At 42.6% G+C, this 25295-nt stretch carries 17 protein-coding genes and 4 pseudogenes; 17 read left to right on the top strand and 4 right to left on the bottom strand.

The genetic code is table 11. The annotated features are described in order from the left end of the window. The first annotated feature begins 660 nt into the window (after nucleotides 1–660). The 13 genes and pseudogenes from MMB75_RS06675 to MMB75_RS06730 all read left to right on the top strand — a co-directional run. Nucleotides 661–2367, top strand: coding sequence for a sensor histidine kinase (locus MMB75_RS06675; RefSeq protein ID WP_045244559.1), 1707 nt, complete (start codon nucleotides 661–663; stop codon nucleotides 2365–2367). Nucleotides 2368–2369: 2 nt separating this feature from the next. Then, nucleotides 2370–3776 carry a response regulator transcription factor gene (locus MMB75_RS06680; RefSeq protein ID WP_045244560.1) on the top strand — a complete coding sequence of 469 codons (1407 nt, stop codon included), beginning with the start codon at nucleotides 2370–2372 and terminating at the stop codon, nucleotides 3774–3776. 47 nt (nucleotides 3777–3823) lie between these two features. Next, nucleotides 3824–5482 carry an extracellular solute-binding protein gene (locus MMB75_RS06685; RefSeq protein ID WP_260846288.1) on the top strand — a complete coding sequence of 553 codons (1659 nt, stop codon included), beginning with the start codon at nucleotides 3824–3826 and terminating at the stop codon, nucleotides 5480–5482. A 324-nt stretch (nucleotides 5483–5806) separates the two neighbouring features. Continuing rightward, nucleotides 5807–7543: a type 2 periplasmic-binding domain-containing protein gene (locus MMB75_RS06690; protein WP_016820865.1), complete on the top strand. Its 1737-nt coding sequence runs from the start codon at nucleotides 5807–5809 to the stop codon at nucleotides 7541–7543. Between the two features lie 63 nt (nucleotides 7544–7606). After that, nucleotides 7607–8521 (top strand): ABC transporter permease, encoded by a 915-nt coding sequence (locus MMB75_RS06695; protein ID WP_016820866.1) that lies wholly within the window; start codon nucleotides 7607–7609, stop codon nucleotides 8519–8521. A gap of 13 nt (nucleotides 8522–8534) precedes the next feature. After that, the gene (locus MMB75_RS06700) at nucleotides 8535–9428 is read left to right on the top strand and encodes a carbohydrate ABC transporter permease (protein WP_016820867.1); all 894 of its coding nucleotides are present in this window, start codon (nucleotides 8535–8537) and stop codon (nucleotides 9426–9428) included. Between the two features lie 64 nt (nucleotides 9429–9492). Continuing rightward, nucleotides 9493–11130 (top strand): glycoside hydrolase family 13 protein, encoded by a 1638-nt coding sequence (locus MMB75_RS06705; protein ID WP_039276035.1) that lies wholly within the window; start codon nucleotides 9493–9495, stop codon nucleotides 11128–11130. 2 nt (nucleotides 11131–11132) lie between these two features. After that, a complete protein-coding gene (locus MMB75_RS26135; RefSeq protein WP_346842752.1) occupies nucleotides 11133–11291 on the top strand; it encodes an alpha/beta fold hydrolase in 159 nt (52 codons plus the stop codon). Between the two features lie 783 nt (nucleotides 11292–12074). After that, entirely contained in the window at nucleotides 12075–14693 is a 2619-nt protein-coding gene (ppsA, locus tag MMB75_RS06710) for a phosphoenolpyruvate synthase (protein WP_277507247.1), read from the top strand. Nucleotides 14694–15281: 588 nt separating this feature from the next. Next, nucleotides 15282–15977 carry a response regulator transcription factor gene (locus MMB75_RS06715; protein WP_039276033.1) on the top strand — a complete coding sequence of 232 codons (696 nt, stop codon included), beginning with the start codon at nucleotides 15282–15284 and terminating at the stop codon, nucleotides 15975–15977. 1 nt (nucleotide 15978) lies between these two features. Further along, a complete protein-coding gene (locus MMB75_RS26140; RefSeq protein ID WP_039276032.1) occupies nucleotides 15979–17034 on the top strand; it encodes a HAMP domain-containing sensor histidine kinase in 1056 nt (351 codons plus the stop codon). 223 nt (nucleotides 17035–17257) lie between these two features. Continuing rightward, the gene (locus MMB75_RS06725; RefSeq protein WP_039276031.1) at nucleotides 17258–18418 is read left to right on the top strand and encodes an alpha/beta hydrolase family protein; all 1161 of its coding nucleotides are present in this window, start codon (nucleotides 17258–17260) and stop codon (nucleotides 18416–18418) included. Nucleotides 18419–18637: 219 nt separating this feature from the next. Beyond that, nucleotides 18638–18841: pseudogene (locus MMB75_RS06730) on the top strand (ATP-binding cassette domain-containing protein); the annotation flags it as partial. A 117-nt stretch (nucleotides 18842–18958) separates the two neighbouring features. Here MMB75_RS06730 and MMB75_RS06735 read toward each other — a convergent pair. The 3 genes and pseudogenes from MMB75_RS06735 to MMB75_RS06745 all read right to left on the bottom strand — a co-directional run. Beyond that, nucleotides 18959–19132 (bottom strand): annotated as a pseudogene (locus MMB75_RS06735) (MBL fold metallo-hydrolase); the annotation flags it as partial. Between the two features lie 271 nt (nucleotides 19133–19403). After that, nucleotides 19404–19574 (bottom strand): hypothetical protein, encoded by a 171-nt coding sequence (locus MMB75_RS06740; protein WP_016820875.1) that lies wholly within the window; start codon nucleotides 19572–19574, stop codon nucleotides 19404–19406. Nucleotides 19575–19727: 153 nt separating this feature from the next. Further along, the gene (locus tag MMB75_RS06745; RefSeq protein WP_039276030.1) at nucleotides 19728–21464 is read right to left on the bottom strand and encodes a glycoside hydrolase family 2 protein; all 1737 of its coding nucleotides are present in this window, start codon (nucleotides 21462–21464) and stop codon (nucleotides 19728–19730) included. 148 nt (nucleotides 21465–21612) lie between these two features. Here MMB75_RS06745 and MMB75_RS06750 point away from each other — a divergent pair, with 148 nt between their 5' ends. The 4 genes and pseudogenes from MMB75_RS06750 to MMB75_RS06760 all read left to right on the top strand — a co-directional run. Beyond that, nucleotides 21613–22449, top strand: coding sequence for an AraC family transcriptional regulator (locus MMB75_RS06750; protein WP_080942682.1), 837 nt, complete (start codon nucleotides 21613–21615; stop codon nucleotides 22447–22449). Beyond that, nucleotides 22406–22729: pseudogene (locus tag MMB75_RS06755) on the top strand (MaoC/PaaZ C-terminal domain-containing protein); the annotation flags it as partial. The gene MMB75_RS06750 and the pseudogene MMB75_RS06755, both read left to right, overlap by 44 nt. Nucleotides 22730–23595: 866 nt before the next feature. Beyond that, complete coding sequence (locus tag MMB75_RS26200; RefSeq protein ID WP_413540862.1) at nucleotides 23596–23814, top strand: DUF1848 family protein; 219 nt, start codon at nucleotides 23596–23598, stop codon at nucleotides 23812–23814. Nucleotides 23815–23858: 44 nt separating this feature from the next. Then, nucleotides 23859–24350, top strand: a pseudogene (locus MMB75_RS06760) (DUF1848 family protein); the annotation flags it as partial. Between the two features lie 304 nt (nucleotides 24351–24654). Here the strand turns inward: MMB75_RS06760 and MMB75_RS06765 are convergent. Then, nucleotides 24655–25206, bottom strand: coding sequence for a TetR/AcrR family transcriptional regulator (locus MMB75_RS06765; RefSeq protein WP_017426970.1), 552 nt, complete (start codon nucleotides 25204–25206; stop codon nucleotides 24655–24657). Nucleotides 25207–25295: the final 89 nt, after the last annotated feature.

Below are 25295 nucleotides of genomic sequence, written 5' to 3' on the forward strand. Positions count from 1 at the left end.
TACTTATTTATACACTGAAAAACCCTTTGAGTCCAGCATTCTCCTCATAATAGGGCACTACATCAATTGATGAATAGAATTTTAACATGTGAAGAGACGAAGTCAAGGGCCTCTGAACTAATGGATAATATGAGGATGGGACACAAATGTACAGTGACGCAGCGTTTCACCCATTCAAAGAGTTTGTGACGCAAAACGTGAACAGGTAGAGTGGTGAGGTTTGTGGATGTGCTGTTAAAAGTGGTTGGCATTAGGACTGGCTGAAGACTTTGCTTGGTAGCGGAAACAGAAGAAAACACGTAAAGACAAGAAAAAACCTTGGTTAGAATTTTGAACGATGTCGCTTTTTTGGGGTACGTGATGAACGGAATGACTACAATCAGCAATTAAAAAACGGCAAGTCGATATATGTAAAGAGGAAGGGAAAATAAATTCCATGTAAGCGTTTGACATATTGGAATATCAATCTATAATTATGAACAGACTTGGACCTCACCGAGAGGGAAGAATCCTGACTTTTCTCAGTCTGAATCGGATGAAGATATTGCCTGTTTTTTTAAATAGGTAGGAATACGATAATCGATAGAGCTGTTGTTCAATAAACAGCAAGCTCCATAATCAGGGGCTTGCTGTTTTATTTACCTAAGGAGAATGGTCGAAATGACACTAAAAAAAAGAATCTTTTTATTGTTTTTTCTCAGCGCGTTTATTCCCTTTATCAGTATATTTACAATTTCTTATTATACCATTGATTCCATTTTTGCGAATAAAATCAATGATGGAATTAGGAGCAATCTACAGCAGGTAACTTCATCACTGGAAAATTCAATTACCAACCTGAATCATGTTACTCAGCAATTATCATATAGTGGTACATTAGGAAAAAAACTGGATGAAGTTTTGAAGCCTTCCTCCAATATATTTGAATTGGTTGAGGCTAGAGATGAATTAAAGAATGAGTTAAATGTCGTAACGTTTACTAATCCGAATATAGGTCTAACCTTGTACTATTTCCAGAAAGAAGGCACTACACAGTTCGCTAACTTTCCCATCAAAGATCGTTTTTCTCCTGAGTCTTTGCCTGTGCTTACCAAATCATATGGCATTGCGTACTATGGTCCCCATATGAGTATGAACCGATTTGATGATCAGCTTGTTTTATCTGCTATGCGAAAGGTACAGCTGCCTCAAAGGGACGATGTATATATTTACGTCGAATCCGGCTTTCGTCTTACACAGGATATACTGGGTTACAATCAATACCAAGGAGCTTTATCGCATTTGATCCTGAATGGTGAGGGCAAAATTGTGTACAGTGAAATTCCAGAAGTGATGAAAGTCGGGGAGAATTTCTCCAGCTTATCAAAAAGTGCTGCAAAAGATGGAATAGCCCGTGATTACCATTGGTTTAAGGAGGACTCCGCTCAGAATTGGAGCGTCATATCGGTAATTTCGCAGGCTAAGTATCAACAGGAGAAAAACCAGTGGTTGCTTCAAATATTACTGGTCGCTTTATTTTTTCTCGGCTTTACCGTATTCCTTGCTTGGCTTCTGTGGAAGATGGTCTACAAACCACTCGGTCTTTTCCATTCGGAAATTAACGGAATGTCTCAGAATCCACAAAAGGCAGGCAGCCAGACCCGCACTCAAATTCCTGAGTTTGACTTTCTGTTGGGGGAATTCTCAAATATGCAGCATCAAATCGGCGACCTGTTCAAGGAAGTGCAGCAGAAAGAGAAGATTCGTGCAGATTTGGAAGTGGAAAAATTGTTATATCAGATCAATCCTCACTTTCTGATGAATACGCTGGATACTGTACACTGGCTGGCCGTCATGAACGGACAAGGGGAGATTGACAAGTTGGTGCAATCCTTGAACAAGCTGTTGTATTACAACTTGGGTAAATTAGGGCAAGTATCCACAATGGAAGAGGAAATTGATGCGCTAAGACAGTATCTAATCCTGCAGCAAATTCGATATGACTTTGAATTTGACGTACGTATTTCAGCGGATGATCAAGTGCTTAAAATACCTGTGCCTCGTTTTATTTTGCAACCGTTGGTTGAAAATTCACTTTATCATGGACTGAGTGACGAAGGTTTTATTCAAATTGAAGTTACACTTGCCAAAACGCTGAATATTTTAATACAGGATAATGGAGCAGGCATGACCGAGGAAGCGATTCAAAGACTTCTGAACAATCGTATAACTGAACATAAAAAAGTAGGGATGGGCATCGGACTCAATTATGTCCACCGCATGTTGAGGGCACAGTACGGAGATCAAGCACAACTGGTGATCGAAAGTGAATTGGGTACAGGGACAAGTATACTGCTCATACTTCCGATCAAAGGAGAAGATGTCTGAGGATGATTAAGGTATTGATAGTGGATGACGATAAATTAGTACGAAAAGGAATAAGCTCCGCGATGCCGTGGAACGAGTTCAATATGGAGGTTGTAGGAGAAGCAAGTAACGGGTTGAAAGCACTGGATTTTCTAAAATCCCAACCGGTCGATCTGATGTTGACGGATCTCGCGATGCCGGTGATGTCAGGTGTTGAACTGATGCGAGCTGCAAGGCTGCTCTATCCAGAACTACATATTGTCGTATTAACACTGCATCAAGATTTCGATTATATCCAGGAAGCGCTCAGGCTTGGGGCCATCGACTATATAGCCAAAGTTCAGCTCGAGAAGGAGCAATTCGAACATGTGCTGCATCGAATACATACCCGGATTGACGAACTGGCGAATACAAGACCAAAGCTGCCACTGCTAAGTGAGACCAATGTCCATTATCGCCATGTGTATGCACTTGTATCACTGGATCGCAAGTCAGGACAGAGCTGGCCGATTGAACTGACATTCAATGTAGACGAGATCCGATGGGAGGTTGAACGGAACTGCTGGATGTGGGCGGCACCCATGGACGTAGAGGATCAGCTGTTCCATAAACTGAAGGAATCCCTAGATCAAGTTCCCCAAGGCGCCTTGCTGGTTATGTCCGATGTACAAGGCCGAACATGGTCGCAAATCCAAAACTGGATTATGAATTATACAGAAACGTCGTTATTCTATGCATACAACCCTTATGATCCTGTTATTACCGTTTCGATGAATGTGGAGGACTCATTTCCAATAGAACCGAAGGATGAAGACATGGATCGTATTAAGCAAAGTTGGTTCCTATCACCATGGACCCACAACGACAGTTATTACAACCAAATGATTGAACAGCTCAAATCACTAAGACTGAATAAAGGCCAGCTGATGGGATTGCTATACTCGATAGTTATGGAATGGAATCACCTTTTTGCCCAGACTACGCTGGGTAGAATCTCAATGATCCATTCTTTTCAATCCTGGTACGAGGTAGAAGATTGGATCAAGCAGACCTCTGGGGGCATTCGTAAGTCAGATGAACAGACTTCGTATTCACAGGAAATTGTAGACGCCGTGAAAAAAGCGATTATAATCATGCAAAATGATTTGAGCCAAGCTTTTACAGCCTCTGGTCTGTCCCAGCAACTGAACATCAGCCGAAGCTATTTCAGTCAATGCTTCAAGGATCTGATGGGGAAAACCTTTAATGAGTACTCCCGATTTATACGAATAGAGAAGTCTAAAGAGTATTTATTGAATACAAACAACACGATTTTCTGGATTGCGGAGCGAGTGGGTTATACGGATGAAAAATATTTCAGCCGAATTTTTCGCGAATTGACAGGTCTGTTGCCAAGTGAATATCGACAGCTTGGCAGAGGGGATAAATAGCGTACTTTCCCAGATGACCAATAAACCAGGCGAAAGAAGGGAAAGCGATGATTAAGAAGATGGCTGCATGTGTTCTTGTCGTCAGCTTAATTGCAGTGACCGTATATTTCAGCAGGCCATACTTCCGTGAATCGCCAATGGGACCAACGAAAACAATCTCGGACACTGCCGCTGCTGATCCATTGGGGAAATATGAACATCCCGTTTCCATCCGACTGGGATATGTGGTAGACCCAACAGGCGCGGATCTCTCCGAAGGAGAAACGCTTGAGAAGAATATATGGAAAACGATGATTAAACAAAACCTTAACATTGATATCCAAATATTATGGCAGGTATCGAAGGAAAATCTGAGTCAGAAAATCGATCTGGCTATCGCCAGCAATGATCTGCCGGATGCCATGATTGTAAATCAGCTGCAGCTGAACGAGATGGTCAAGGCTGGAGAAATTGAAGATCTAACCGAGGCATACAATAATAGCGCATCACCAGAAATAAAAAAAATTATCGATAGCACAAACGGATTGGCTATGGAACAAGTGACCTTCGCTGGTAAGATAATGGCTGTTCCTTCTGTGACAGCGGAAGACTTCAGCATGCTCTGGATTCGACAGGATTGGCTGGACCGTCTTGGACTGAAGCCGCCGAAAACGGTAGATGATCTGGAAGCTATCGCCAAGGCCTTTGTGGAGAATGACCCAGATGGAAACAGTAAGCGGGATACGATTGGCCTTGCTTCAAGCACTGGACTGTATAACGATTTCAACAACAGTGCTTTTTCTTTTGATCTAACGCCAATCTTCGCAGCATATGGATCTTTCCCGGGATATTGGCTGAGCAAAGATGGAAAACCTGTATACGGTTCGATACTACCGGAAACGAAGGACGCCTTGGTCAAACTGCGTGAAATGTACGCCAAAGGCCTTCTCGATCCAGAACTGGGTATCCGTAAAGAAGCGGAAGAAACAGTTATTAACGGTCAGGCGGGGATGTTCTTTCAAGGTTTCTATGCTGGGTACTGGCCCCTTCCGAGCGCTTGGCAGAACGAGCCGGAGGCGAACTGGCAAGCATACGCACTCCCGCTGGATGCAAACGGAGCATACCATGTGAAGGTGGATAATCCGTCAAGTTCATTCTTGGTGGTACGAAAAGGATATGCTCATCCCGAAGCGATTATTAAAATTAACAATCTGTACCTTCGTGATGAGTTCAAGTACGGTACGCGTTTTATGCTGGGCCGCAATTTCTTTGCTCCGGCAGATGAAGCACGATATGAATCGAAGGCCGCGCAGGACATTCTGATGGGAACCAAAACACCCGCCGATTTCAAGGACAAGTCTGAATACAAATTGCTGGAACACTTGGTTTCGACAATAAAACAAACCAAATTGAAGCCTTATGATCAATATGGTATTTCCTATTGGAATAAACACAGCGACAGCTTTATGCGGGGTTACTCGCTTCTTGTAGGTGGAAGAAATTTTTTTGATCCAAACATTCATAAAGTTCGAAGCCTTACCTATATACGAACTCCAGCGATGGAGAAGGCGTGGAGTAAACTATCAAAACTGGAACATGATACATTTTTAAAAATTATTTTAGGCGCTGAACCGATAGATTCATTTGATCAATTTGTCGAGGAATGGAAGGAACAAGGGGGCGACCAAATGACTGTGGAGGTGACTGTACCCCATAATCATCGCTGAAGACCATCATGAATGTGATACGATAAATTCTATAAGACACTTTTATAATTCCATTAATCAAGCCGACAGATTTCTGTTTCAGGATCTGCCGGTTTTTTGTTCTTCACTTTGATTAGTAAGTATGGATAGACAGATGTATGTCGATAGGTAGGATAAATGATTACAAGCTAACTATGACCTCATGGTCTGACATGAAACCGCATACATTTTTCTATCCAAACAGACGTTAAATCCCTATCTCGATTTGTCTTCATCGAGTTTTATAATGAAAGCGTAAACAACAATGATTAAGAAATATTCACAACAAAGGGGAATCGAAATGTGATGAGAACTAAATGGTCCATAAAAAGCAAACTGTTAACGAGACGTCTGGCTGTACTGTCGATATCTGCCCTGATGATTTCAACCCTTGCAGCCTGTGGGGGTTCATCCAACCCTCCCACTGCGAAGGAAGCGGGGAAATATGAGGTAACACCGGGAGACCCATTCAGTGCCTATAAAGACGAAATAACGGTCACGATGGGGCGTGTGACTACAGCCAACCCAAAACTGCCGGCTGGAGATTCGTATGAGAACAATGCGTATACTCGACTGGTCAAAAAAGCGTTTAACGCTCAGATTAAAGACCAATTTGAAGCCAACGGAGAAGATTACAGCCGTCAGGTTTCTCTCGCCATCGCCTCTGGAGAACTGCCTGACATGATGCGTGTCGATTCCAAGGATGAACTCAAAGAACTGGTTGATAATGATCTGATTGAAGATATGACGGAAATTTACAAACAGTATGCCACGGATAATATCAAGAATATTTACGACTCTTATGAAGGCCGTGCATTAGACAATGCGACGATAGATGGACGTTTAATGGGGCTTCCGGCTACTTCCCTAGATTCCGCACCAACCATGGTCTGGGTTCGTCAGGATTGGCTGGATCTACTGGGAATCCATCTTGACGCAGACGGAGATGGTGCCATCAAGCTGGACGATGTGGAGAAAACGGCCGAGGAATTCTTGAAAAGAGATCCGGGTCAAACCGGGAAACCGGTAGGCATACCCTTTGTGAACACCCTGAATACAACTGACTATAATGGTTCTGCCTATACCATGCTCGGAGTTGCCTCAACAAAGGGTTCATTCCCTCAGTACTGGATGAAGGGTAAAGACGGTAGCATTGTTTATGGCTCGACAACAAAGGAAACCAAGCAGATGCTAGGCGTCATGGCAGATTGGTTCAAGAAAGGCATCATCGATCCGCAATTTGGAACACGCACATTTGATGACATCACGGCACTGTACACCAACGGCCAATGCGGCATTGCTTTTGGACCATGGCATATTCCCGACTGGGGTCTGGGCAACGTGAAGCAGAAGGATAAGAATGCGAAATTCACGGCTTACACTTTGGAGGATGCAGATGGAAAGGTAAACGTGGCACACGCCAATCCAGCTAATCAGTTTATCGTTGTGAGAAAAGGGTATGAACACCCGGAACTCGCCGTTAAAATAGTGAACCTTTTCTACGATAAACTGGCGAATGATAAAAATGTGGGAACATCTATGCCAGAAGCTGCCAAGTATCAAGAGAACGGCGTAGACGGTTCTACCAGACCGTTTAATATTGAAGTCAACTCGGCGACCTCGTTACTGGATGACTACTCTGACATCGTTCGCGGGATTAAAGGAGAGATTAGTCTGGATCAGGTCCGGACAACAGAATCAAAAAACAATATTAAGAGTATCCAAACTTACTTGAGTGATATGGATACGGATAACGTAACAGCCTGGTCGAAATATCACTCGCGTATCAACGGAGTGGGGCTTATTGACAAACTGACAAGGGAAAACAAATTCGTTTGGATGACACCTGCTTACTCTGGAACTACACCAAGCATGAAACAGACCTGGGCTAATCTGACCAAGATGGAGCAGGAATCTTTCATCAAAATTGTGACTGGTGCTGAACCTCTGAATTACTTCGATACATTCGTTAGCAATTGGAAGAAGCAAGGCGGTGATCAGGTAATTCAGGAAATTAAAGACGAGGTTGCATCCAAAAAATAAACAATCTTGAACTGTTTATAGGGCTGCGATACGCAGCCCTGCTTTTAGGAAAGGGGTCCATCCATGAAACAGGGAAATGATAAAGCAAAGAGCCCGTTCGGTACGGGTGCCATATATCATCTGATGATGCTTCCGGGTATTTTATTTTTGCTGGTATTCAGCTATGTTCCGATGGTCGGTGTCATTACGGCGTTTCAGGATTATATACCAGCCAAAGGAATGTTAGGCTCCAAATTTGTAGGGCTGAAGCACTTTATTTATATGTTTAAGCTGCCGGACATCGCACAGGTTTTTAGTAATACGTTGGTGATTGCCATTGCCAAGATTCTATTGGGAACAATCATGGCTATCATTTTTTCCATTTTGTTAAATGAGATCCGCATCAAATTCGTTAAAAAATCCGTACAGACAATTGTTTATCTGCCACACTTTCTATCCTGGGTAGTTCTAGCGTCCGTGGTTGTTAACATGTTCAGTTTGGATGGAATTGTGAATCAAATTTTGGCTTTTTTCGGTCTGCAGAATATTAATTTTCTCGGCAGCAACACCTGGTTCCAGCCGCTGATTATTGGGACAGACGTGTGGAAGGAGTTCGGCTACAGTTCCATCGTCTATTTGGCTGCAATTACTTCGATTGATCCGGGCCTGTATGAAGCGGCAGGAATGGATGGAGCCAGCTGGTGGAGAAAAGTATGGCATATTACGTTGCCAGGCATGCTGCCTATTATCCTGCTCATGGGAGTGATGAGTCTGACCAATATTTTGAGTGCCGGCTTCGATCAAATTTATAATCTGTATAACCCCGTTGTCTATGAGTCGGGAGATATTCTGGATACTTATGTATATCGGATTGGACTTGTCGGGCGACAATATAGCTTTGGTACGGCTGTTGGTCTGTTCAAGTCAGTGATCGGTATTGTTTTGCTATTGTCCGCCAACCAATTGGCCAAAAAATACACTGACCGAAAAATATTTTAAGGAGGTCAAGCCTGTGTCCTATTTTGTAAACCAAAAAGGTCGAATTGGCGGGTTAATCATCTATGCCATCGTCATTTTGCTGGCATTGATTTGCCTTCTTCCATTATGGAATATCGTTGCGATTTCATTTAGCAGCAGTGAGGCCGTGTCAGCTAATGCTGTAGGTCTCGTACCGGTCAATTTTACAACCGCAGCGTATACGAAAATTATCGATGATGCTCAGTTCTGGCGTTCCTTTGGCATATCTGTTCTACGTGTTGTGCTCACACTTCTTCTCAACATGATTCTTATTGTTCTAATGGCATACCCGCTCTCCAAGTCGAAAAGAGAATTCAGGGGCAGAAACATTTATATGAACGTCATGATTTTTGCCATGCTGTTCAGCGGTGGGATGATTCCAAGTTATCTATTGATCAAAAACCTCAATATGCTCAATACAATTTGGTCGCTTGTTCTACCAGGAGCTGTCCCTATATTCAGTGTCATCCTTGTCATGAACTTCTTCTCTGCTGTACCTAAGGCCCTAGAAGAAGCAGCATTCATCGATGGGGCGAGTCCGCTGCAGGTCCTGTTCAAAGTGTATGTTCCCGTGTCCATCCCTGCGCTGGCGACGGTAGCACTATTCAGTATCGTGGGAACGTGGAATGATTTCTTCAGCGGTTTGATCTATATGACTCAAGTCAGCAATTATCCACTAATGACTTATATTCAGTCCCTTAACGTGAATATTGCGGAACTTCTTCAATCCGGGACCAACTCAGCACAACTCAGCAACTTGACTGAAATTTCAAACAAAAATCTAAATGCGGCCAAAATCGTAGTCGCTGTCATCCCGCTGCTGCTGATTTATCCGCTGCTTCAAAAATATTTTGTGACTGGAATTGTTGTAGGATCGGTAAAAGAGTAATTGTATGATGTGACTTGATTAAGATAAAAACACTATTCGTCTATTGGAAAGGTTGTAATGAACAATGGAAAATAAAAATTGGTGGAAAGAAATTGTTGTATACCAGATATATCCACGGAGCTTTCAAGATAGTAATGGTGATGGAATCGGCGATTTGAAAGGAATTGTTTCCCGTCTGGACTATTTGCAGCAACTCGGTGTCGGTGCAATTTGGCTATCACCAGTTTGTAAATCCCCTCAGGATGATTATGGTTATGATATTTCGGACTATCGGGATATTGATCCGATGTTCGGGTCTTTGGATGATATGGAGATGTTAATTCATGAAGCTGGGAAACGTGACATTCGGATCATAATGGATTTGGTATTGAACCATACTTCCGATGAGCATCCCTGGTTTCAAGAAGCAAAAAAAAGTAAAGAAAATCCGTACCATGACTATTATGTCTGGAAAGATGGCGTTGAAGGAATGCCACCAAACGACTTGGGTTCCACCTTTGGTGGTTCAGCTTGGGAATGGGTACCCGAAATAGGACAATATTATTTACATCTTTTTTCTGTAAAACAGCCGGATCTCAACTGGGAAAACCCAAAAGTCCGACAAGAGATTTACGAAATGATCAATTGGTGGATAAGCAAGGGTGTAGGCGGTTTTCGGCTTGACGTAATTGACTTAATCGGAAAAGAACCAGATTTGAAAATTACCAGCAACGGGCCAAATCTGCATAAGTATATCAGGGAACTCAGCAAGGAGACGTTTCAAAAAGCTGGAGACCTGCTGACGGTTGGAGAAACATGGGGCGCTACGCCAGAGATCGCCAAATTGTATAGCAACCCGGACGGCAGTGAGTTTTCAATGGTATTTCAATTTGAACATATTAGTTTGGATGAACAAGAGGGAAAAGGGAAGTGGGATCTTAAGCCTCTAGATTTTCTAGAATTAAAAAAAGTGTTGTCCAAATGGCAGACAGAGCTGAAGGGGGATGCCTGGAACAGTTTGTTTTGGAATAATCACGACTTACCCCGAATCGTTTCTCGTTGGGGAAATGACGGAGAATACAGGATAGAATCGGCTAAAATGTTGGCAACCCTTCTTCATGGCATGCGAGGCACACCATACATTTATCAGGGGGAAGAATTAGGAATGACGAATGTTCAATATCCAATTGAAGACTATCGGGATATTGAGTTACTAAATTTCTATAAAGATAGAATTGAGAAAGGATACCCCGAAGACAAAGTTATGGAGTCAATCTTTGCAAAGGGTCGTGATAACGCTCGAACACCAATGCAGTGGGACGCTTCAGACAACGCTGGTTTTACATTAGGGAATCCTTGGATTAAAGTAAACCCGAATTATAAGGATATCCATGCACAAGAAAGTTTAAATAACCCTGAGTCCATATTCCATTATTATCAGAAACTAATCCGATTAAGGAAAGATCATGAAGTGATCATATATGGGGATTATGAGCTGATGTATCCCGAGAATAAAGATTTGTTCGCGTACACTCGAACGCTGAAAGGGGCTAAACTACTTGTAGTATGTAATTTTCAAAAATACACAACCGATCTCCCACTTCAGAAAGAGCTGGCAGAGACTAAACAGCTGCTAATATCCAATTATCCGAATAACATGTCTGATGTAGAAATGCGCCCTTATGAAGCGAGAATGTACCTTATCGATACACTCAATAAATGAAAATGAATATCCCACAAAAGTATATTGTCGGACATTCCATCGGTGGGCAAGTGGTGACTGAGTTTGCGTTATCATATCCATCTATGGTTAAGTGGCTAGTGGTGATTGCCCTTTCATTAACAGGATTTGCATATTCGCAAGAATTCACCCATTATAACTAGCTAATAGCATCCGACAGTTTTGTCACAGGTGAGAACCATACGTGAATAGATTGGGTATCTCTTGAATCAAAAAAGAGCAACCCGGAAGAAACATCTTGGTGCTTGGAAGCGGCGGGTGAGTGGAAATCAGTTGTTTACAGATATGGAACAGCGACAGTCTAGGACTTTATTTTCTCGTCCTTGATTGTCGCTGTTTCAATTTCTAGGCTCAGTCTAATAAGGAATTTATTTAACAGATATAGAGAATGAGATGGTGCAACAGACAAGCGGATTGACACAAGAGATTGAGAACGAACTTATAACTTCCATGTCAATAGAGGAAATGAAACAGTTCCTAGGAAGGAAGCATCATCACTAACAAGCCAATAATAGATCTAAGAGGCAGCGGGACGATAAATCATCAAGAATGACTAACTAAACTAACATGATGGTTCAACTGAACACAAAAAGAGATAACCCTAATAAATTCAAGGATCATCTCTTTTTATATAAAACAATTGAACACGAATAAACGCTATGATATAATCGATAACGCTACTGACAAATCATATAAATAACAATAATTTTATTATCCCTATTTTCATAATACATCTAGAACTTTGATTTGTCAATGCTTTTTTTGCCCCCAAAAAAATAGAAAAGGATGGTGGAATGTGCGATCAGGCTGGGTACATCCTCAAGCGGTTTTGAGAAGAAGTACACGACGACTTACTTCAGCGGTGACTAGACATGATCATGATTGTTCGCTTTTTTCTCTATATTAATGGTTAGGAGAGATGTTGAATGAATTCACTGGTTCTCGATTTTCAAGAAATGGATAACACTCAGCTTTTGCTTGTTGGTGGAAAAGGGTTGCACTTAGGGGCATTAGCCAAAATGGAAGGAATACAAGTGCCAGAAGGGTTTTGTGTTACAACAGTGGGATATCAAAAAGCCATCGAACAAAACGAAATGGTTCATGCTTTGTTGGATCAGCTAACTACGCTTAAAGTCGAAGATCGAGAACAAATTGACGAAGTCAGCAAAAAGATTCGACAGGCCATTATGGAAGTAGCCATTCCTTCCGATGTTGTGAAAGCAGTTGCCCACTATCTCTCCCAGTTTGGTAATGAATATGCTTATGCCGTGCGTTCTAGTGCGACTGCTGAGGATTTGCCGCATGCTTCTTTTGCTGGTCAACAAGACACCTATTTAAATATTATCGGCAAAGAATCCATCTTGGAGCATATCCGCAAATGTTGGGCTTCTTTATTTACAGAACGCGCGGTAATTTACCGAATGCAGAATGGATTTGATCACAGACAAGTTTATTTATCTGTTATCGTTCAAAGGATGGTGTTTCCACAGGCTTCAGGGATTTTATTTACCGCTGATCCCATCAATTGCAACCGAAAGCTGCTCTCTATCGATGCTAGTTTCGGACTTGGAGAAGCGCTGGTCTCCGGCTTGGTATCTGCCGATTATTATCAAGTACAGGATGGGGTAATCGTCAACAAGAGGGTGGAAACCAAGAAAATGGCTATTTATGGACGAAAAGAAGGCGGAACAGAGACCAAGCAGCTCAGTCCTGATCAGCAAAAGACGCAAACCCTTACGGATCAACAAATTTTACAACTGGCACGCATTGGAAGACAGATCGAAGAACATTTCGGCTGCCCACAAGACATTGAATGGTGTTTGGCTGATGATACATTTTATATTGTTCAGAGTCGGCCGATCACCACTTTATATCCCATTCCTGAAGCAAATGACCAGGAGAATCACGTGTATGTATCTGTCGGCCATCAGCAAATGATGACTGATCCTATTAAACCACTGGGGATATCTGTTTGGATGTTAACAGGTGCTACACCCATGTTTAAAACTGGTGGTGGAAGGCTGTTTGTGGATATCACGATGGGCCTATCTTCACTGGATGGGAGGCAGAATTTATTGGATGTTTTAGGACACTCCGATCCGCTCATAAAAGACGCGCTTATTACCATCATAGAGCGGGGAGATTTTATAAAATTGGACCCATCTGACAAAAGCGAACCGGGGCCTGTTAAAAGCCATAAGGGTATGTCGTCTGCGGATATTCTGGAAGAGGCAGGAAATGACCCGGCAATTGTTGCTGATTTGATTAAGAGTAGTGAGACATCGTTATCAGCGTTAAAACGTAACATCCAAACGAAATCAGGATTGGATGTATTTGATTGTATTCTGGAAGATATGCAGCAACGGAGGCAGCGTGCATCAGATCTGAAAAATTTGAGTGTAATTATGTCCGCCATCCATGCTTCAGCATGGATCAATGAAAAAATGAATGAATGGTTAGGTGAAAAAAATGTAGCAGACACACTTTCCCTATCTGTACCTAATAACGTCACTTCTGAAATGGGCATGGAGCTACTGGATGTTGCAGATGTGATTCGTCCCTATCCGAAAATAGTTGAGTATTTACAACAGGTAAAGGATGATAATTTTTTAGATGAACTGGTTCAATTTGAAGGTGGGCAGCAGGTGCGTGATGCTATCGCTACTTATCTCGACAAATATGGCATGCGATGTGCCGGGGAGATCGATATTACAAGAACACGCTGGAGTGAAAAACCAAGTATACTGGTGCCTATGATCCTCAGTAACATCAAAAACCTTGAGCCTGGCGCCAGTAAACGAAAATTTGAGCAAGGGCAACAGGAGGCTTTGAAAAAAGAACAGGACTTATTAGCCCGATTGAAACAATTACCAGGTGGTGAACAAAAAGCCGAAGAGACAAAACAAATTATCGACCAGATCCGGAATTTCATCGGTTATCGTGAATATCCGAAATACGACATTGTTAGTCGCTACTTCATTTATAAACAGGCTTTACTAAAGGAAGCGGAACGACTCGTACAAGCCAACATTCTTCATGAAAAAGAAGATATTTACTATCTCTCTTTTGAAGAATTGCAGGAAACTATACGCACCAATAAACTGGATTACCAGGTCATCGACAAACGAAAAAATGAGTACAGATTATATGAAAAATTAACTCCCCCACGTGTTATCACATCTGATGGCGAAATCATTACAGGTCAATACAAACGAGAAAATATCCCCGCTGAAGCTATTGTAGGCCTGGCTGTTTCTTCGGGCGTTGTAGAGGGGCGAGCTCGTGTGATCCTGAATATAGAAGGGGCTGATCTGGAAGATGGCGACATACTAGTCACCGCCTTTACCGACCCCAGCTGGACTCCATTGTTTTTATCCATAAAAGGCTTGGTTACAGAGGTGGGCGGACTGATGACGCATGGAGCCGTTATCGCACGTGAATATGGCTTGCCAGCCGTTGTCGGAGTGGAGAATGCGACCAAACTGATAAAAGATGGCCAACGAATTCGCGTGCATGGAACAGAAGGGTATATCGAATTTTTGTAATGGATAAATAAGGGGGTTATTTATAGGCAGCGGCGGTCATTTAAGCTTGCCGCTGCATTTAATTCAACACATACAGGCCTGGCATTCGTTTCACGTATCCCACAGGTCAGTACCATGATTCCGCTAACTAGCGGTAGTATCATCCAAAAGTGATTTCCTGCATGAATTAGTGTTCAATTCTCCTGTATGATAAACTTGCAAGAAGTTATTAATAACTGCAAAGTGACCGACACTCAAGTCATGTGGAGTGCGTAGCTCGGATGGACTTTATCGGAAAAGGCTGAAAACCAAAACTTGTGATAGTTTTCTTGCTCCTTTTCACACTGTCTTTTGATTAGACACACTCCCGGACATTACGTCAAAAGCTATGTGCAGGCCTTCAAGCTGGAATATGTACATAGCTCGAACGCTATTGAAGAGCATGCCAGTTTGTTAAAGCCAGCATTGCCCAGGTCGTTGCTCAAGCTCTTTTTCCAGCTTATCCGGGACTGGAGAGACGCTTTGAGCGCGACTTTTTTCAAAGCGAGAAGTCCATGCGGCTTTTGTTTTATAAATTCAGTCCATTTAAAGCGGCTGGGAGGTATAAATATGCTAAAAACGATATTAGTTGTAGACGACGATGAAGAAATCGTAAAACTCATCACAAAGAGTTTAAAGTACGAGCAATTTGCAACACTTTCGGCATATTCTGGGAAATATGCCTTATCCGCATTAGAAGAAAATCATATTGATTTCATCGTTCTTGATATAGTGATGCCTGATATGGATGGACTTGATGTCTGCAGAAGTATCCGAAATTCTTATAATGTTCCAATTCTGTTTTTAAGTGCGCGTGATAAGGACATTGATAAAATCGTTGGGCTCGAAATAGGAGCAGACGATTACATGACCAAACCTTTTAGTATTCAGGAGCTTGTCTCCAGGATAAAGGCTCATTTCAGAAAAATGGACAGACTTTTTAAAGAGTGGGATGAACTTAGTCCCAGTAACGAAAAGGCGGATTCTCCGCTCATTCTGAACGATAAGACGTTTGAAGCATTCCTGAATAGCAGGAAGCTCGACTTGTCAACGAAGGAATTTCAGATTCTGTCTATCCTCATGCGCCACCCCAATAATGTATTGACTCGTGAGCAGATATATGAAAACGTCTGGGGAGACGAATACGGAGAAATAAATACCGTAACGGTTCATATAAAAAATATCCGTAAGAAACTTGGTCCTGAATATGACTTTATTAAAACAATATGGGGCATAGGATATAAATACACGGAAAGAGAGCAATAGTATGAAACTGAAAATAAAGCTTCCTCTTTTGTTCCTGCTGATGTTTATAATATTCATGTTTTCGATTGGAATGTACCTGAAGCTTGTCTTTGCAGTATATTCTCCTATACGCAGTTCATTGCTGGACTCGCGATATATAGCATTGCTCCTGCCCATATTTGCAATTGCCTGCATCATATTTATTATTCTAATTATCTATATTCATTTTTGCATAGAGAAACCCATTCAGCTTCTGAATACCAGGCTTGAAGAAGTAAATATTGTACATCCACTGCCTCCGCTACCTCTAAGAAGTAATGACGAGATCGGAGAACTTTATAAACACTTCAATAATATGGAGCATCGGCTTCAACTCGCGCACAAAGAGCAAACCGATATGATCGCGGCAATTGCCCACGACTTGAAAACTCCCTTGACATCTATTAATGGCTTTACTGAACTGCTGGCTATGCACAAGGATTTACCAGAAACTGAAAAGCAGGAATATTATGATTTGATTCAAAAGAAGTCAGGATATATGGTCGAACTCATCAATGATTTCTCCAGCTTCACCAAAGAAAAACTGGAGTTGGAATCTATGGTAGCTAAACCTGTAAAAGCATCAAAATTATTTGAAAACATTGCCCTTGAATATGAATATGAGTTGGCGGGATTTGACAACGAGCTTACTTGCCGCCATTCATTCACGGAAAATATATTGCTGATGATCAATGAACCGATGATACGTCGGGTTTTCGGCAACCTCTTTAGCAATGCTGTAAGATATGGAGGGAAAAATAAGCTGAAAGTGTATATGACCGGTTACCCGCTAGGACAGTATGCCTTTTTTCAAATCGAGGATAATGGAATTGGAGTGCCGGATAAGGATATATCTTCTCTGTTCCTCAAATTTTTCACTGTGGATAAATCGCGACAAATCCAAAAGGGCGGGCTGGGGCTGGGTCTTGCAAGCTGTAAATCCATTATTGAACATCATAGGGGCGAAATTGACGCCTACCCTTCCGAATATGGCGGTTTGGGGATAAGATTCAGCCTTCCCTTGGCCACACAACACTGATTTTATTTTTTGCACATTTTCTTTTACTACAGGAGTTAAAGGCTGCTGCCAGCTGTGAACACCCAGGCAGCAGCCATTTTCTGTTTTTTTAGTATTTTATAATTTTTTATATTCTCTTTATAAACATTTATTTTTCTTTTAAAGAAGCTTTATCTTTGTGTTGTAAAAATTACTTGTAGTAAAAAAACTACAATAACTAGAACTGGAAAAGGAGGATGTTACAATGTCAATTGAGTTCAGCCGTTGGCCCAATCACTACATGATGTCATATCAAGTCACCAAAGCTTTAGGTATGGCAAGCCTCGGTGCTACGGACGTCACCGAGATCTACGAGGCCTGCAAAAAAATCGACCCCGAAGACAAGGACACGTGGCACAGGGAATGGCTCATAACGGCTCAGGCATTGGAAAGACACGGCAAGGAGGCCGAAACAGCTGGAAACTGGTATACAGCACGAAACTGCTACATTCGTGCCTGCAATTACTACAGAATTGCAGAATATACGGTGATGGATGATGACACCGAGAAAATCCGTGTATTTAAAAAAGTAAATGAACTCTTCGAAGCTGCCGGGAAGTACTTCGATGTCCAACCGGAGAAGATTCAAGTCGATTACGAAGATGTCAAGCTGGATGGTTACTTCTTCTCCCCTTCCTGGATAAAAGGTCCGAAGCCGACCCTTTTTGCTCTCAACGGTGGTGACGAGTGGTCAATTGAAAACTATTTCTGGCTAGGTCCCGCTTTTATTTCGTGTGGATATAACTTTCTGGTCTATGACCAGCCTGGCACCGGCCTCTCGCTGTACGAAAAGGGAAAAGGAAGACGAGCGGACAGTGAGGCTTTCCATTCCCGAGCAATCGACTTTCTTCTAACGCGGCCAGAAGTCGATCCCGACAAGATTATCGTGCACGGTGAGAGTTTTGCGGCTTACGACTCTTTGCGATTCGCTTCGTTCGATCACAGAATTGCTGCCGTCATCTCCGACGGCGGTACGCATGCCTTTGATTGGGATGCAATGCTTAAATGGATGCCACCGAGTCTGGCCGCACATGGCATGAGAATTCTGGGGGCAAAAAGCATTGAGGACTTTGCGGGTAATCCGCGTTTTGCCTATGATCTTGAGGGGGTGCTTCACCAGATAGAATGTCCGCTTCTTGTAATGCACGGAGCGGAAGAGATATTGGTTCAGCCAAATCCGCTGACACAAGCCTTGAAAAATTATGAGCAAGCGGGTTCGAAAAACAAGACGTTCTTCCCGATAGAGGATAGACGACTTGGGGGATTAGAACACTGTCAGGTAGACAACATCAACGTGCTGCATGAGGTAGTGCTGAATTGGCTCTGCTCAATTGGACTTGGACCAGCCGCACCTCGTCCTAAGTGATTGTCAGGACGTCATTTTAAGTAAATTTGGACCATCGGAATTGATCCCATTGCGGATGATGCTGGCAGCTTCGATCTTCCGGTTGCCAGAGGCACCAAGTACTATCATGAAAAAGCAAAATTCGATATATTGAAAGATTTAGATTTCTGATGAGCTTATTCAGGAGTGTCCTACTTAGAATCCTGAATAAGCTCTCTCTTTATTGAAGAGTTGAAGACTGTGAGTATTTCCTCAAAGGAAAAAATTAGCGTAACGTCCGCCATACAAATTGAGGGACTGCACAAAAAATTTGGCGACTATATCGCATTGAATAATCTTTCGCTGGAGGTGAACCGAGGAGAGATATTTGGATTTTTAGGACTGAATGGCGCTGGAAAGACAACGACCATAAAGATGCTCTTAGCGATGCTGAAGCCGACCTCAGTTAACTCCTAAGTTAACCATTAAAATCCCAAAAAAACAAAAACGGGTGCCGTCCAACAAAGGAGAGCGCCCGCTTTGATTTTTTAGTTAATAAGCTCCCCACTTCGTTTTGCAATTTCACGGTATTTCCAACATGATCCCCGTGTCCATGGGTCAGAAGGATTACATCAGCCTGCACGTTGGCTGCTTCCAGATCGGTGTTGGAGTTGCCTGTAATAAAAGGATCAATGAGAATAATTGTGCCATGGGTTTCGATTTTTACAACGAATGTCCATGATAAGATACTTTCATTTTTCTTCCCCTTGGTCAAATCGGCGATGCCGAGTTTATTCGGATTAACGTTATGTAACGAACCATAGCCACGATATTGACTAACCTCCAATCGCTATCGAAATACTCTTAGAAATTCTTCGCAGCATTGCGAGCTTTTTCGTTTGCTTCGGCTTCGATTTGGGGAGCGCAGTCTCCCGCCGTGGACATACCTTCCACAAACTGGCTATCAAAGTCTGTTACGCCGACAAAATTTAAGACAATTTGCTTGGATAGCTTTTAGAGGATATGTTTATGGAAACAAATCGACCCAATACGTCAGTTTCGTTAAGGGGTGATGCGGATCTGCTTGCTCGGTTGGTTCGGTTTGTTGGCCACTACAAGCGGCTAATGTCGTTGTGAACAGTACCGAGACGATTAAAACAGCAGCATACCTTTTAAAACTTTTAGTGTGCTTGAACATGAACAAATCGCCCTCCTGATTATCCATAATGATGTTCATATCGTTGGAATGACGGTTTATAAAACGGCTTTATATTTGGAGGCTATCCTCAAAAGGATTGCCTCTGACCATATAAGTGCGAGTTCGAAAAAGGCTTATAGAATCTCTACAAACTCATTTCAGTGTAGAGCCCCAGTCATACGGATTACTGTGGTCGGTGTAAATACCTTTCACCACACGATAGGCATGCTTGGGTTTGCGATATTCGTTAACCAGTCCCTTGTTATTGAAGGAGCGTGCCCGGTCTCTGAAGTGCGGTTGATGGCTCAGAAGTTGGCCCCGTGTATCTGCAAATTGCCATACGTAAGTGCCGCTAATCTTCGGATCGCTTCGGAAGAGCTTCAGCGACTTGCCGAGCAAATCAGCTTGATAATCCTCGCTGAATAAGCGCGGTTCCCAGCCAGAATCTCCATATATACCAGCTCCACCAAACTCGGTCATGAGCACCGGGGTATACTCGGCTCCATACTCATTGCAACGCTCATGAAAGACTTCAAGCATCTCCTCAAACTCGACATGTCCGAAGTACCATCCACCATAATAGTTAATCCCGATGACATCGAATAGTCCAAGACAGATATCTGTCATAGGATGCATCGTGGCAAAAGTGACCAGTCTGGATTGATCCTTGCTTCGAACGAGCTCGGTCATTTTGACAGATAGATCATAAGCCTGCTGAGAACGTGTATCAATCTCGTTGTGTACAGACCAGAACAGAATTGAAGGATGGTGAAAATCTCGCTCGATCATCTCATCCATCATGGTCAATGCTCGTTCCACGAAGAGGGGATCATCTGTCTCCTTGGCGGGAAAAGCAGCGCCCCAAATCGGAACTTCGCTCCAGAAGAGGATACCTTGCTCATCAAGCAGGTCGATCCAGTACTCACTCTGGGGATAATGTGACCCGCGTACCGTGTTGCATCCCATATGTCGGATAATACCAAGTTCCTTGGTCATCAATTTGTTGGGAAAAGCGAAGCCCCATTCCGGGTGCTCTTCGTGACGATTAACGCCTTGCAGATAAAGTTCCTTGCCGTTCAGTAAAAACTTCTTGTTCCGCGTCTCCACGGTACGGAACCCGATGCGATCTGCCCGGTCGTCTTGACCCACGACTGCTCTGATCATGTATAGGGCAGGAGCGTTCGTGTCCCATCGTTGGAGGTCTGACCAAGCTTGTTCGAGCACAAGTTCCGTGCTACCCTTAGCAGAAAGGTAAGCGCTATCACTTTGAAACATCTCATTGTTTCGATAGAGAGAGACAGGTACTTCGACCGGTTTATCCGACATCGAGCGGAGCTTAAGTAGGATTCGGGCATCTGCACTGGAATCTCCGGTCATTTCATAGGTGATGCGCATCCCCTCAATCCAGACATCAGGCAAAAGTTGAACCTCAACGGGCCGGATGATTCCACCGTAATGAAACCAGTCTACAATATGATATGGTAACGTATTGGTCCCCAGTGTGCTGTCTGTGCGGACAATGAGTTCGTGAACACCGGAGGAGACATCTGGAATGGTAAAGTCAAAAGGAGTGAATCCACCATAATGGTACCCTAGATGCTGTCCATCCCAATACACATCGGCATGCCCCATCACGGCGTGGAACAGTAGCCGGAGATGGCTGCGATCGTCAAGGGTTACCCAGGTGCGGTACCATGCTACGCCTTCGTAGTCGTATTTTCCGAGCTCGTTATTCCAACAAGCTGGCACGGGTATACGATCAGGGTTGGAAGGGAAGTGCGTGCTCCATTTTTCAGATAAACCAACATTATTCTTGTCAAAAACAAAATCCCATAATCCGTCAAGCTGTTGGGATTTCCTAAGTCGATGCTGCTGAAACGTTCGGATCATATTCATCATCTCCATTATCTTTTTGCAATAGAACATCATTGATGGTCTGTATGTTGGGAGTGTAGCATTGGTAGCAAGAAAGCGACAATGGTAAAAACAATCTTGATCATTTGTCATAAATGATACTATTAAGGATTGAGGGATTTCTATGGACTATGCTTTGGGAAATATGGTAGTGCACATCCATTGGGTACTTGCCAAGCCTCCCCTGCCAGGATGGGAAGATATTCGGCAAACCGTATCGGGGCACACCTTTTATTACATTTACAGTGGTAAGGGAACTTTTCGTTGTGAGGAGAAGGATATAGAGGTTGGTGGGGGAACATTGGTGTATCTTTGGCCTGGGCTGCCTCTTTATATGAAATCCTCTGACGCACATCCACTCCGAATGACGATGCTACTCTTCGATTGCGCTTCGCTAATGAAAAATGAGAATGAATGGGGTACCCCAAAGCCGATTGAGCAGCTGCGGCTTCCATTTCTTATGCCTCTACAGAGTGAGCGTACGGGCCGGATTAGAGAACAATTCCGGGAAGCGGAAAGGGAATGGGTACCTGGAGATCTTGTGCAAGAGGCCAGAGTAAAGTCAGTATGGTATCGTTTGGTACAAGAGGTACACGAGGCAGCGGAAGCAGGAGGGAGGCACAACGATGGGAACGGAATAGTAGAGGCTCTTCGTAAATTCAAAGAGAAGTTAGATACGGGATTTGCTACCGAGTTGCGGATTACCGAATTGGCGGAGCAGACGGGTTTCTCACCTGTTTATTTACGCAGAACCTTTGCATCTCGGTACGGGTGCAGTCCTAAGGAGTACCTGAATCATCTTCGTAATGAGCATGCCGTTCGCCGGCTCCGGTTCACAAGCGATTCCGTCAAAGATATCGCGAGAGCCTGTGGCTATTCTGACGTATACCAGTTCAGTAAAACGTTCAAAAAGCGCAATGGTCTCCCTCCGATTGAGTACCGAAGAATGCAAGGAAATTGATACCAAGGGTGATATCATCAGATTCGCGTCTGAATTTGATCCCCAACATATGTACTTAAACGAGGACAAAGCGTAACAGGGAAGATTTAACGGAATTATTGCATCAGGAATTCAAACCCTAACATTTTCGTTCAAACTGTGGGTTGAAACAGGTGATTATGGTGATGGGGTCATTGCAGAAACAGCAATGAGCAATATCAGATTTATAAAATCTGTATATCCGGGAGACGAATTATATACACTTGTGAAGGTCACCGAACTTATGGAAAAACGCAATGAAACGAAGGCTTCGCAGTGGAATGAAGCTAATCTATCAGCTAGAGGAAACTATAGTAATACATAGCAGTTGGTCGAAACGATCTTGCACAAGGATTGTATGAGATAGTTGTCGAGGGAAAAGAATATAGTCCCATTGAAAGTCGCTATTTTAGCGACTTTTTTGTTATGGCTTTAGCCAGTTGTGTGCGTGAAACGTGCGAAACAAAAACCACCCGCTACGCGGGTGGAGGAATCAGCGTTTGACCACTAAGACCATTCCGATTAAATCGAGATGTTCAGATTTAGCATGAGATTCGGATAAGTACAATAATTTTCGATGTTTTTTATTTTCTTTATACAATGAGCTTATTTAAGCCGCCAAGTCAGTGCGTTTTTTAAATACTTAAATGTTTGAAAACATTCCATACAAATAACTATTATATTATTCATAATTCCACTGGTTTATGGAGCTTTTAAGGGAATTCAAGTCACACCCCTCACCCAAATCACAAATAAGGATTGAGAGAATGCACCCGATTTGATCAAAAGAACCACCTATGTTATTCATTTGACATTAGTACTATATACAACTATAATGCAGACTACAATGAGAACATACGCTCTTGCAGGCATAACACTTTAAAGGAGTGAAAAAAATGCAATTATGTCAAGGCGGGTTTGTTATTAAAAGGGTTTGAGGAGGGTTATGTTCTCTCAAGAATTCCCCACCTTTCGAGTGAAAGTGCTTTATTTCATGCCCGCTGCCCTGCAGGTAGAATGGACTCCATAGAAAGGAGGTGATCCAGCTGTACCTTCCGATACGGCACTCATTACAAATAAAGTGACTCGTTATGAACTGACACCTGAGGCAGTTGATTGCGTAGTTTTTTGCTCAAAAACAAGACACCGATACTTTCCCACATTCGTGGCATTGCGGAAAAATTTAATATCTACTGTTATTACTCCATCACTGCTTATAGTAGAGATGTTGAACCAGGAGTTCCTTCGATTGAAAATAGCGTAGAAACACTCATCCAATTATCTAAAATTGTAGGAAGTAAAAAGGTTGCTTGGCGGTATGATCCTGTTCTGCTTACACAAGATTAAACGGTAGAACGTCATCCTGAAACCTTTAATGTCTCGCTAGTCAGCTTGCACCTTATATTGATCGTTGCATTTTTGGTTTTGTTGAAATGTATAAAAAATTGGAAGTAAACATGCCTGAACTGGAGCGCATCTCATCTGAAGATATGGATCAATTGGCACAACGGTTTGGAGCTATAGCGTCCAAATATGGTATTTACACTCAAACTTGCGGACCGAGCGAAGATTATAGCAATTACGGTATTCATGCTTCAGGTTGCATGACGCTTGAGATTCTTGGAAATGCAAATGAGACGGAATTCCGTAATTTGAAACATAAAGGTATGAGAGCAGGATGTAACTGCATTGAGAGTAGAGATATTGGTGCTTATGACACATGTGTGAGTGGCTGCAAATATTGTTATGCAAACAAGAGTCCCAAAGCTGCATCTGAAAATTATAAGCTACAGGACCCGAATTCGCCATTACTGTTCGGGCATCTGAAGACAACAGATATCTTACAACAAGGAGCACAGAGGAGCTTTTTGAAAAAGAATTAATTTGACTTATGCCCGGTACCAATTGAGGCTACTTGAATGAATGTATATACAGGTGCGTATATGCAAGTGTAGTGAGGAAATCTATCTACCGGAAACAGGAGAGAAAGCAACTGCTTTCTCTCCTGTTTCCAGTTTGCTTCCGACATGGGAGATAACCTGATCTCTTCCAGCCAAGTAACAAAAAATGAAAAAAACATGCAGAAGCAGCAGCCGATCGGCTGCCGTTGTTTTAGTGTTTCGTTGTATACTGTGACCTTTATTGAAAAGGGAAAATGCCATTTACTTTACAGAATATAATTACCGATTAAAAACTTCTTTCTAGCAAGGTGCCAACTTGCGTGGCCATGACTTGCGGTGAATAGGGCATTCCATTTCGAATCCACCATTCAATAACCCCTACATAAGCAGTCCCAGCATATTGTAACATCACATCTTCGGTTAATTCCGCATTTTTTCCGCTTTCTTTGTCAATCTCCCCTTTGAACCCTTCCATGAAATAAGCAAGTAGCCGCGTTCTAAAAGATAAAGGTGTACCTTTTGATCCAGCTAGCATGGTTGAAAAAAGTAAATAATTTTTCTCAAAGTACTCGAAATATGGAACAAGAGCATCAGCCCACTCCATCTGACATGCCCACGTATCCATTTCTTTTAATTCATTAATGTGTGTTTCCATGATTTGATCTAATAAATCATATTTGTCCTGATAGTGAAGATAAATTGTACCGCGGTTTACGTTTGCCTTGTTTGCAATGTCTTGAATGGTAATGTCATCAAAGTTTTTTACAGCCATCAGTTCAATAACGGCTTTTTTTAAGGCTTCTTGTGTTTTTAGGATTCTCCGATCCACTTTAATCATCTTGTCTTTTCCCCCTGATCAACAAAATAATGAACACTTTTCCTGATGATGTTGCTATTTCAACAAATTTCGCTTTTTTAACCATTGAA

This window comes from Paenibacillus sp. P2(2022) (genome assembly GCF_029522175.1).
Taxonomy (GTDB): Bacteria; Bacillota; Bacilli; order Paenibacillales; family Paenibacillaceae; genus Paenibacillus; species Paenibacillus polymyxa.